General features: G+C 33.6%; 13 protein-coding genes and 1 tRNA gene. 13 read left to right on the top strand and 1 reads right to left on the bottom strand.

What is annotated here, in order from left to right; all coding sequences use genetic code 11:
- Positions 1-34 precede the first annotated feature (34 nt).
- From BW939_RS13410 to BW939_RS16120, 12 genes are all read left to right on the top strand, one after another.
- Positions 35-1714, top strand: coding sequence for a S8 family serine peptidase (locus BW939_RS13410; protein ID WP_076452526.1), 1680 nt, complete (start codon positions 35-37; stop codon positions 1712-1714).
- Positions 1715-1831: 117 nt separating this feature from the next.
- Positions 1832-2314 (top strand): lipocalin family protein, encoded by a 483-nt coding sequence (locus BW939_RS13415; protein ID WP_076452527.1) that lies wholly within the window; start codon positions 1832-1834, stop codon positions 2312-2314.
- Between the two features lie 28 nt (positions 2315-2342).
- On the top strand, positions 2343-3032 hold the full coding sequence (locus BW939_RS13420; RefSeq protein ID WP_076452528.1) for a YiaD family glycine zipper/OmpA-like lipoprotein: 690 nt from the start codon (positions 2343-2345) through the stop codon (positions 3030-3032).
- 88 nt (positions 3033-3120) lie between these two features.
- Positions 3121-4008, top strand: a complete 888-nt coding sequence (locus tag BW939_RS13425; RefSeq protein ID WP_076452529.1) for a decaprenyl-phosphate phosphoribosyltransferase — start codon at positions 3121-3123, stop codon at positions 4006-4008.
- The gene (locus BW939_RS13430) at positions 4005-5327 is read left to right on the top strand and encodes an FAD-binding oxidoreductase (RefSeq protein ID WP_076452530.1); all 1323 of its coding nucleotides are present in this window, start codon (positions 4005-4007) and stop codon (positions 5325-5327) included. Before BW939_RS13425 ends, BW939_RS13430 begins: the two co-directional genes overlap by 4 nt.
- Positions 5324-6049 carry an SDR family NAD(P)-dependent oxidoreductase gene (locus tag BW939_RS13435; RefSeq protein WP_076452531.1) on the top strand — a complete coding sequence of 242 codons (726 nt, stop codon included), beginning with the start codon at positions 5324-5326 and terminating at the stop codon, positions 6047-6049. The genes BW939_RS13430 and BW939_RS13435 overlap by 4 nt, the downstream gene beginning before the upstream one ends.
- Positions 6050-6054: 5 nt before the next feature.
- Positions 6055-6642, top strand: a complete 588-nt coding sequence (locus tag BW939_RS13440) for an HAD-IB family hydrolase (RefSeq protein WP_076452532.1) — start codon at positions 6055-6057, stop codon at positions 6640-6642.
- A 61-nt stretch (positions 6643-6703) separates the two neighbouring features.
- On the top strand, positions 6704-7882 hold the full coding sequence (locus BW939_RS13445) for a cysteine desulfurase family protein (protein ID WP_076452544.1): 1179 nt from the start codon (positions 6704-6706) through the stop codon (positions 7880-7882).
- Positions 7883-7956: 74 nt separating this feature from the next.
- On the top strand, positions 7957-8274 hold the full coding sequence (gene trxA, locus BW939_RS13450; RefSeq protein WP_076452533.1) for a thioredoxin: 318 nt from the start codon (positions 7957-7959) through the stop codon (positions 8272-8274).
- 131 nt (positions 8275-8405) lie between these two features.
- Positions 8406-8479: transfer RNA gene (locus BW939_RS13455), tRNA-Asp, on the top strand.
- Between the two features lie 248 nt (positions 8480-8727).
- Positions 8728-9255 (top strand): phage integrase SAM-like domain-containing protein, encoded by a 528-nt coding sequence (locus BW939_RS16115; protein ID WP_317043282.1) that lies wholly within the window; start codon positions 8728-8730, stop codon positions 9253-9255.
- Between the two features lie 66 nt (positions 9256-9321).
- A complete protein-coding gene (locus BW939_RS16120) occupies positions 9322-9951 on the top strand; it encodes a site-specific integrase (RefSeq protein ID WP_317043283.1) in 630 nt (209 codons plus the stop codon).
- Between the two features lie 20 nt (positions 9952-9971).
- Here BW939_RS16120 and BW939_RS13465 read toward each other — a convergent pair whose 3' ends face one another.
- On the bottom strand, positions 9972-10733 hold the full coding sequence (locus BW939_RS13465; protein ID WP_076452534.1) for a pPIWI-associating nuclease domain-containing protein: 762 nt from the start codon (positions 10731-10733) through the stop codon (positions 9972-9974).
- A 65-nt stretch (positions 10734-10798) separates the two neighbouring features.
- Between BW939_RS13465 and BW939_RS13470 the strand changes: the two genes are divergently transcribed.
- On the top strand, positions 10799-10929 hold a 131-nt coding region (locus BW939_RS13470), incomplete at its 3' end, for a transposase (protein WP_143753998.1).

Genomic DNA, 10929 nt, shown 5'->3' on the forward strand with positions numbered 1-10929 from the left:
TTCAAGTGATTAAAAAAAATGTAATTATCAACTTATGAAAAAATTATTCTTAGCAGCTGTTTTTCTTTCTGGCTTTACCTTGTCTTATGCACAAGAAAACTCAGTAAATGCAGTAAATCCGAAAGAAAATAAAGACTTGATGACTTGGTATCACAAGGATTTTTCTACTACAAAAGTATACGGTGTAAACACAGAAAATGCATTTAAATTCTTAGAATCTAAAGGATTGAAGCCGAATATGGTTGTAGTAGGAGTTTTAGACAGTGGCGTACAAGTAGACCACCCAGGATTGGTAAAAAATATCTGGTCTAATCCTAATGAAGTTCCTAATAATGGGAAAGATGATGATAACAACGGTTATATCGATGATATTCACGGATGGAGTTTTATTGGTGGTGCGAAAGGTGATATTGAAGTAGACAATATGGAAGTAACGCGTGTTGTTGCCAAATATAAATCTGTTTTTGAAGGTGAAGATTCTTCAAAAAATAAAGCAAACCAAGCAAAAATGCCGGAACAGTTTGCGATGTACATGAAATCTAAGGAAATGTATGGCAAAAAAAGCCAAGAAGGAAAACAAAGCCTACAGATGTACACGATGATTAACGAATCAATTCCTACCATGGTGAAAATGCTAAACGGTAAAGCAATCACGGCAGAAACTGTAAAAGCAATTAAGCCTGTAGACCAAAAAGAAGCGATGGCATTTCAGATATTGAACCAAATCGTTAATAATCCTGAATTTGCAGGAAAGTCTTCTGTGGAATTTGAAAAAGCAATGAAAGAGCAAATGAAAGAAGCTCTCGATCATTTTACGCCACAGGCTCAGCAGTATGATGTGAATTTTGATCCACGAAAAGAAATTGTAGGAGATAACTACGAAGATTATTCTGAAAAAAAATACGGTAATAACCATTATGAAGGACCTGATGCTGTTCACGGAACACATGTTGCAGGAATTATTGCAGGTCTCCCTCAAGGTAAAGAAGTGCAATATGGTGTAGCTTCAAAAGTGGCAAAAATTATGTCTGTTCGTACTGTTCCAAATGGGGACGAAAGAGATAAAGATGTTGCTAATGCTATAAGATACGCTGTAGATAACGGAGCGAAAGTTCTTAATATGTCTTTCGGGAAACCAGTTTCTCCAGGTAAAGATGTTGTTTGGGAAGCATTTAAATATGCCGAAGATAAAGGTGTTCTTTTAGTAAAAGCTGCTGGAAATGAAAACGAAGACGTAGCAGAACATGTAGCTTATCCTACAAATTTTAAAAATGTTACAGACGAAAAACCTTTCGTAAGCAACGTTTTGGTAGTAGGTGCAAGTACAAACGATAGCAACTCTTTAAGAGCAGACTTTTCTAATTATAATAAAAAAATGGTTAATGTTTTTGCACCAGGACAAGAAATTTATTCTACTACTCCTAAAAACGAATACCAATATCTTCAAGGAACCTCAATGGCTTCTCCGGTAGTAGCAGGAGCAGCTGCAGTATTGTTGGCTTATATGCCAAATCTTACACCAGCACAGATTATTGAATCTTTAACGAATTCTAGCAATGCAAGCTCCGCAGAAGGTTTTGCAGGTTTCTCTCAAGCAGGAGGCGTTATTGATGTTAAAAAAGCAGCGGAGTATGCGTTTGCTAATTTCTACAAAGAAAATTCTGGTAAAGCAAAAAAAGCTTCAAAAACTATAAAAAAGAAAGCAAAAAAATAGTTTTCTTTTTAAATAATATAATTCAAAGTCCACAAATTGTGGGCTTTTTTTTGATTTGTTGTATATTGGCATAGTTTTTAATATCTATAATTTTTATAAAATAATTAAACAGAAATTATGAAAAAGTTTATTCTTACAGGTTTTATAGGGATTTCTTTACTAAACCTATCTTGCTCATCTGTAAAGAAAGCAAGCGATGCCCAAGAAACCAGAGCCGAAGTTTTGAAAATGAAAGGTAACTGGCAAATTGTGAGTGTAGATTACGACAAGCAGTACAAAATAAAGCCTTTTGATGAGGGTGCAGATGCACAGTGTTTCGTAGGAAGCCAATGGAAATTGATTCCGAATAATTACACTGGTTCTTATGCCCTTAGTGGTGGTGCAGATTGCCCAACGTTCAATCAGCCAATAAAATTTGATGTAAAAAATAATGTTTTTTCATTCAAAAAAATTGCTGACGGTACAAAAGCCAAGCAAAATATTTCTGGCTATAATCTTACCCTAATAAATAGCTCAACAGATACGTTCGCACTAGAGCAAAATGTACCATTTGAAGGTGAAAACGTGAAAGTAATTTACAACTTTCAGCGTGTAAACTAATCTTATATTTAATCTTAAATTTAAAACAATGAAAATTACAAAAACATATATAGCTGGTTTCTTTTTATCATCAGCATTATTATTAACTAGCTGTGAAGCTGTGCAAAATTCTAATCATCAGCAGAGAGGTACAGCAGTAGGTGTAGCCTCAGGTGCAGTAATTGGAGGGATTCTTGGTAACAATGTAGGGAAAGGAAAAAACGCTGCATTAGGAGCCGTACTTGGTGGCGTAATCGGTGGTGTTGCTGGTAACGTAATTGGTAACAAGATGGATAAGCAGGCTAAAGAAATTAAAGATACTTTACCTGGTGCAGAAGTAGAAAGAGTAGGTGATGGTATAAAAATTACCCTTAACGAGAGTATTGTAACATTTGCTTTCAATTCATCAGACCTTACTTCGCTTGCCAAGACTAATCTTGATAAATTAACAACAATTTTAAAGAATAATCCAGATACCAATATCAATATTTATGGTCATACAGACAGCGTTGGGTCAGATGATTATAATCAAAAATTATCCGAAAGACGTGCTAATTCTGTGAAGTCTTATCTTAATGCTAAAGGAATTGCAACGGCAAGACTGTTTGCTTTGGGTGAAGGAGAATCTAATCCTGTAGCAACTAATGATACTGATGCTGGAAGAGCTCAAAACCGTAGAGTAGAGTTTGCAATTACCGCAAACGAAAAAATGATTAACGACGCAGCCAAAGGTCAGTAATTTATTATTGATTTATTAAAATATCTAAACCGCTTTTATAGCGGTTTTTTTGTGCAAAATCAGTATTTTTGCATTTTATTACACATAAATGAAACAATATTTAAAGCTACTTCGGGTAGAGCAATGGGTGAAAAACCTTTTTGTTTTTGTTCCTCTTTTTTTTGCTGGTAAATTTACTCACACTGACCTTCTTCTTAAAAGTATTGTTGCTTTTGTTGTCTTTTCTCTTGCTGCAAGCGTAGTTTATATCTTAAACGATTACAACGATATTGAAGCAGATAGAAAACATCCTGAAAAACGAAGAAGACCTTTAGCCAGCGGAGCTATATCCAAAAAACGGGCTTTGGTTATCTTGGGTGTTCTGGTGCTTGTTAATGTAGTTTTTACCCTGGGTTCGCAGATGTATTTTCATGAGAGCATCTGGAAATTTGTAGCAATCATTATGACATATTTTGTCATGAATCTGGCCTATACATTTAAATTAAAACACGTTCCCATTATCGATATTTTTATTATTGCAACAGGTTTTGTCTTAAGAGTTCAGGCGGGCGGTTCTATCACAGGAATAGATATTTCACAATGGGCAGTACTTCTTACATTTGTTCTGGCATTAGTACTTGCTATCGGGAAAAGGCGAGGAGAGCTTATCAACGCTCAGGTTTCTGGAAAAACTAGAAAAGCTTTAGATGGCTACAATGTACAGTTTGCCGATATTGCCCTTTCGATTTCTGTAACATTGGCAATTATTTGTTATTTGATGTTTACATTGTCTCCAGAAGTGCAGGAGAGGTTTCATTCAAGAGTTTTTTATACTGTAATTTTTGTTGTTTTTGCTTTCTTAAGGTATTTACAACAGACTTTGGTGTACAATAGAACAGAATCTCCAACAAAAATTGTCTACAGAGATAGATATATTCAGATTACGCTTTTTTTGTGGCTAATCGCATTTTTAATTCAAATTTATTTTAAAGAATGAAACCGAATTTTATTAAAAAAGTAACCAACTGGGGAAATTTCCCCATCGTTGAAAAAGAAATACGTTCGGAAGATCAATATTCTAAAATAAAAGATTTTGTTCTGAATAACAATGAAGTTATTGCCCGAGGAAATGGAAGATGCTACGGAGATTCTTCTTTAGCTGAAAGCATTTTTTCAACTAAAAAATTAAATAAATTCATCAGTTTCGACCGATTAAACGGAGTCATTGAATGCGAATCTGGTGTTTTACTTTCAGATGTTCTGGAAATTTCAGTTCCACAAGGGTATTTTCTTTATGTAACCCCAGGAACGAAGTTTATATCTGTTGGAGGTGCTTTAGCAAGCGATGTTCACGGTAAAAATCATCATGCAGAAGGCTGCTTTTCAGAATATGTTATCGATTTTAAATTGATGATAGAAAACGGAGAAATTATTCTTTGTTCTAGAGAAGAAAATTCAGATAAATTTTGGGCAACTATAGGTGGAATGGGACTTACCGGAATTATCCTTTCTGTAAAGTTTAAACTGAAAAATATAGAATCCGCTTATATTCGCCAAGAAAGCATTAAAGCAGAAAATCTCGACGAAATTTTTCGCCTATTTGAAGAAAGTGAAAGCTGGACTTATACTGTCGCTTGGATCGACTGCCTTCAAAAAGGGAAAAATCTTGGAAGAAGTATCATGATGCGCGGCGAGCATGCCTTTCAGCATGAGCTTCCTGAGAAACTCAAAAAAAATTCTTTAAGACTGAAAAAGAAATTTTCGCCTACCGTGCCATTTTATTTTCCGGGATTTGTTTTGAATGCTTTGACGGTAAAGATTTTCAATTTTTTGTATTATAAAAAACAGCAAAAAAAAGAACTAAAAAACTTTACAGATTACGATACATTTTTCTATCCTCTCGATTTTGTGAATGACTGGAATAAAATTTATGGTAAAGCCGGATTTATTCAGTACCAAATGATGATCCCCAAAGATAAAGGCAGAGAAGGCATGCAAAGAATTCTAGAAACCATTGCAAAATCAGGAAATGGTTCTTTTTTGGCCGTTTTAAAACTTTACGGGAAAGAAAACCTTCAGGCTTACAACTCATTTCCGTTCGAAGGATATTCTTTGGCTTTAGATTTTAAAGTAAATAAAAAACTTAGAAAATTGGTAGATCAACTTGATGCAATTGTTGAAGAATATGGAGGGAAAATTTATCTTACAAAAGATAGTATGAGCCGTTCTTCTCTCACAAATTATCTTAAAAACGTTGAAAACTCAAAGTTTGTGTCTCTTCAGCACAAAAGAATTTTAAATAATAATACAATATGATTGTTCTCGGGAGTACATCTGAAGTGGCGCAGGCCTTTGTAGAAAAAGCTTTGCAAGAAGGCGAAAAATTTGAAAAAATATATCTCTTAACTTCCAGCAGAGAAGCCACCGAAAGATTTGCAAAACATATTGATGTAAAGTTTCTTCAGCAATCTGAAGTAATCGAAATTGATCTTACTAAAGAAATTAATTATACAAAACTCGATCACATCAATTCAAATCTTTTGTTCTGTGCATCAGGATTTTTAGGTGAAGCCTCAGAAGAAGGGCTTTACGATGATAAAAATACCGCAAGAATTATTGAAATTAACTTTTCAAAATTGGTTCCTTTAATTAATCATTTCGCACAAAAATTTGAGAGAAAAAGAGCCGGAACAATTATAGGATTGTCTTCGGTAGCGGGAGATAGAGGACGACAGAGTAATTTTATTTATGGAAGTGCAAAAGCCGCTTTTACAGCCTATTTAAGCGGTCTTAGAAATTATCTTTTTGATAAAAAAGTGCATGTGATGACGGTGAAACCAGGCTTTATGGACACCAAAATGACTGAGGGACTTCCTTTGAATCCTGCATTGACAGCTACTCCCAAACAAGCAGCAGAGTGTATTTATAATGGTTACAAAAAACAGAAAAATTCTATATACGTTTTACCAATTTGGGGCGTTATAATGTTAATCATTAGAAATATCCCTGAATTTATTTTTAAAAAACTGAAGCTTTAATTAATATGAAAAAACTGTATTGTTTCGATTTTGACGGAACGCTTACCTATAAAGATACCATGTTTATGTATCTTAAGTTTTATGATTCGGCTAAATTTCGTGTGCAGTTTTTAAAACATATTCCGCTTTTTGTTTTGCTTAAACTTAATCTAGCAGATACCGAAAAGGTGAAAAAAAGTTTCATAAGTTCTATTTTAAAAGGTCAAAAGGAAATTAAAATTAAAGAAAAATCAAGGCTGTTTTTTGAAGCCAATTATCCCAAAATTGTGAGGGAAAATGCTTTGGATTTTATTAAAAATATCAACAAAACCAATACAGATAGCCTCATGGTGACGGCTTCACTTGATATTTGGGTTAAACCTTTTGCAGATGCATTTAATATGGAATTGGTTTCCACAAAAGCCGAGTTTAAAGATGGCGTTTTTACAGGAAACTTTATTGGCAAAAACTGTAACGGAAAAGAAAAGCTAGAGCGTATAAAAAAAGAAATTTCAAACGAAAAATACGATAAAATCATTGCTTTCGGAGATACTTCTGGCGATCGCCCGATGCTGAATTGGGCAAATGAAGGACATTACCAATTTTTTCATTAATTTTGATGCAGTTACTTATCAAAAAACAATTTTTTTTTTTAAATCTTTTTTTCCAACTGAAATGAGCAAAATATATTTAGACAATGCAGCAACAACACCACTTACAGAAGAGGTTATAGATGCGATGGTAGATACCATGAAAATGAATTTCGGAAACCCATCTTCTACGCACAGTTTTGGTCAGGAAGCTAAAATCCTTATCGAAAACGTAAGAAGACAAGTGGCAGATTACCTTAAAGTAACTCCCGCTGAAATTATTTTCACCTCATGTGGCACAGAATCCAACAACATGATTATTAAATCTGCAGTATCGCATTTGGGTATTGAGAGAATTATCAGTTCGCCGATGGAGCACAAATGTGTTTCTGAAAGTATTTTGGATGTGAAATCCAGAAAAGGGGTTGAAGTGAATTACATCCGTCCCAACGAAAAGGGAGATATTGATCTTGCAAAATTGCAGGAACTTTTAAAATCTTCAGAAAAAAAGACTTTGGTAAGCTTAATGCACGCTAATAACGAAATAGGAAATCTTATTGACATCAAAAAAGTAGCAGAAATCTGCAAAGAGAATAATGCACTTTTTCATTCAGACACGGTGCAGACGATGGCACATATTCCTTTAGATTTTGAAGATATCAGAGTTGATTTTGCATCATGCAGTGCGCATAAATTTCATGGTCCGAAAGGTGTAGGTTTTGCTTTTATCAGAAAATCTAGCGGTTTGAAAGGGATTATTACAGGAGGGCCTCAGGAAAGAAGTTTACGTGCAGGAACAGAAAATGTAGCAGGCATCGTAGGATTAGGCAAAGCTTTGGAAATTTCATTAAACAAAATGGAGGAGTTTTCGAATCACATGCAAATGATAAAAGATTATACAAAAGATAAGCTTACAGAAGCTATTCCTGGTATAAAATTTAATGGCAGAAGTGCAGAAAAAGAAAACAGTCTTTACACTGTTTTGAGTGCTTTATTGCCCTATAAAAACCCATTGATAGGACTTCAGCTAGATATGAAAGGAATTGCCATATCTCAAGGTAGTGCATGTTCATCAGGGGCAACAAAACCATCTATGGTTATGATGATGGTACTTTCGGAAGATCAGATAGATGATTGTACGCCACTCAGAATATCATTCAGTCATTTAACAACGAAAGAAGATATTGACTTTTTTGTGAATGCACTACAAGAAATATCGGCAGACTTTTTGGTTATAGAAAAAACTAATGTTGAGCATAGATAGGCTTATCAAAGAAAAGAAGTAATTTTGATCTCAGAAATCAAAGAAATTATATTAATTAAAATAAAAGAAACAAAATGGCTTTAGAAATTACAGACAGCTCGTTCCAAGAAACGGTACTTAAATCAGACAAACCTGTATTGGTAGATTTTTGGGCAGTGTGGTGCGGACCTTGTAGAACATTGGGACCAATTATTGAAGATGTTGCTGCCGATTTTGAAGGTAGAGCAATCGTGGGTAAGGTAGATGTAGACAATAACCAAGATATTTCTATGAAATATGGTATCAGAAATATACCTACGGTTCTTATTTTTAAGAATGGTGAGGTAGTAGATAAATTGGTAGGTGTAACTCCGAAAGAAGTGATTGCTGAAAAATTAAGCGCACATTTATAAAAAATAAGTTTGATAATGAATGCTTTCCGAATTGGAGAGCATTTTTTTTGTCTAAATATTTGCAGGTTTCCAGAAATGTTGTATTTTTGCAACCACAATAACGAAAGGTATTAATCTTAGTTATGGCAAGAGATCCGGTAGTTCAGCTGGTTAGAATGCCGCCCTGTCACGGCGGAGGTCGCGGGTTCGAGTCCCGTCCGGATCGCAACTACAATATCAAAGTAGTACAAAAAGCTTTAAAACGTATGTTTTAAAGCTTTTTTTGTTTTATGTCTGTTCAAAGAGAACTAAAAAAACACAGTCTGAAAGTGACCTATTCAGTGACCTGTTTCAACAGGTTAAAAAAGGTCACTGGAAATTCAGATAAAGTCTGTTTTGGAGCTAGTTCAGCAACTAAACATCTTGTGATAAGTTTTTACGAAGGTTAATTTTAAATCTTAAAAGCTAAACGAAATGAACAAGACATTCAATTTACTTTTCTATGTAAAAAAATCTAAAATCAATTCTGTAGGAGAGTCTCCTATTTATTTACGAATTACCATCGACAGCAAAATAGCCGAGATAAGCACAAAGCGTACGGTAAAGCCTACGAGATGGAACTCTGCGATGCAGAAGGTTAGTGGCTCTTCGGAAGAATGCAGATCACTTAATTATTATTTGAAAACATTTGAGCAGAAAGTTTATGATACATACCATGGATTAATGAGAGATAAGGAAACAGTAACTTGTGAGGCTCTTAAAAATAAGTTATTGGGTAAAGGCGAGCTGAACAGAACACTTATACCTATTTTTCAAGATCACAATGACCGTATGGAGAAACTGATAGGAAAAGAATTTGCAAAAGGAACTTTAACAAGATATAATACCTGCATTAGCCACACAAAAGAATTTTTGAAATGGAAATATAATCTAACCGATATCAACATCATAAAAATTGATTACGGATTTCTTAACGACTTTGAATTTTTTCTTCGTACATAAAAATCTTGCAATAATAATTCGGCTGTAAAATACATCAAAAATTTTGGTAAGATCGTTAGAATTTGTTTGGGCAATGGCTGGATAGATAAAGATCCTTTCATTAATTACAAGTCCAAATTTACCGAAGTAACGAGATCATTCTTGAATGAGCAGGAAATTGAAATTCTTAGAACAAAAGATTTCAAAAACGAAAGAATATCGCAAGTAAGAGATATTTTTCTGTTTAGTTGCTTTACAGGTCTTGCTTACATTGATACACAACAATTGACGACTCAAAATATTAATATTGGATTAGATGGCAATAAATGGATTTTTACCAAACGCCAAAAAACAAAAACAACCTCTAATATTCCTTTGCTCCCGCAGGCAGAAAAAATTATTGAAAAATATCAAAATAACCCAATTTGTATCAACAACGATAGATTGCTACCTGTATTGAGTAATCAGAAAATGAACGCGTACTTAAAAGAAATCGCTGATATTTGTGGTGTAGAAAAAGATTTAACTTATCATATTGCGCGTCATACTTTTGCTACCACAATCACTTTATCTAATGGAGTTTCTATTGAGAGTGTAAGTAAAATGCTAGGTCATAAAAGTATCAGAACAACTCAACATTATGCTAAGATTTTAGACAAAAAAGTGAGTGAAGATATGAGTGTGCTAAAAGTTGTTTTGTTGAAAAAAAGTGTATAATTTGATTGAAAGGGACAATGTTATTGTTCTTGAATTTTACACAAATAACAAAGAAGCCAAATTGTAATTCCCGTTTTAATTTTTAAACTTCTTACTTGATTTTCAGTTATACCAATATTCGGTTGATGGACGTTGCATAGTATTGAATAACAATCACAGATGTATTGAATATCATTTCGGGTAAATTCTTCCAAAAATCCATACTCAAATTTGTTCGTAAAGTACTCTATTTTTTTACTTCGAGATACTTTAACAAAATGGATTTCTTGTTTTCCTTGATGATATTTTTTAAATTCAGATTTGAACATTTCATCATTTTTGATCTTTTCAATTGGTGCGAGTTGATCTTCAATCAGGTATTCGAGGATTGTTCTTAATGAAATTAAGCAATGTCTTAATTTATCCGGATTTTCTGAAGATTCCAAAGCGTAATTGGCTCCCAACCATAAGTCTTCTAATTGTAATTCAGATAAGAGAGGAATTAAGTTTTTGTCGAGTAGATTTTCTTTTTCTATTATTGTTTCATCGGCAAGACTGTCAACTAAGGATTCCTTTAATTCTTCAGTTGATTTGAGATTTAAAATCTCTAAATCTGTTATGAAAGCAAATTGAACTTCTGGATTATTTGATATTTTTTCACTGATTTTTGAGATTCCCTTTAGAGATTCGAATACATCAGAGTTATAAAAAATATTATTAGAAAAATCTGGAATCAATTTTTTATAATCTGGGAAATCAAAATTTGGAACTACATCTTCAGGAAGTGTAATTTTTGGAAACATTGAACTTATGGATATACTAATTTAACGTCCAGTTAAAGTTAAGCATAAAACCTTAATTTTAAGATATGAAACAAGAACGAAAAATTTATGATCCTGCTTTCAAAACCCAAGCAGTTCAATTGAGCAAAGAGAGAAATAATATATCAGAATTAGCCAGAGAACTCGGTATTAAAGTGACTTTGCTATACAAATGGCG

The organism is Chryseobacterium piscicola, assembly GCF_900156685.1.
Taxonomy (GTDB): domain Bacteria; phylum Bacteroidota; class Bacteroidia; order Flavobacteriales; family Weeksellaceae; genus Chryseobacterium; species Chryseobacterium piscicola.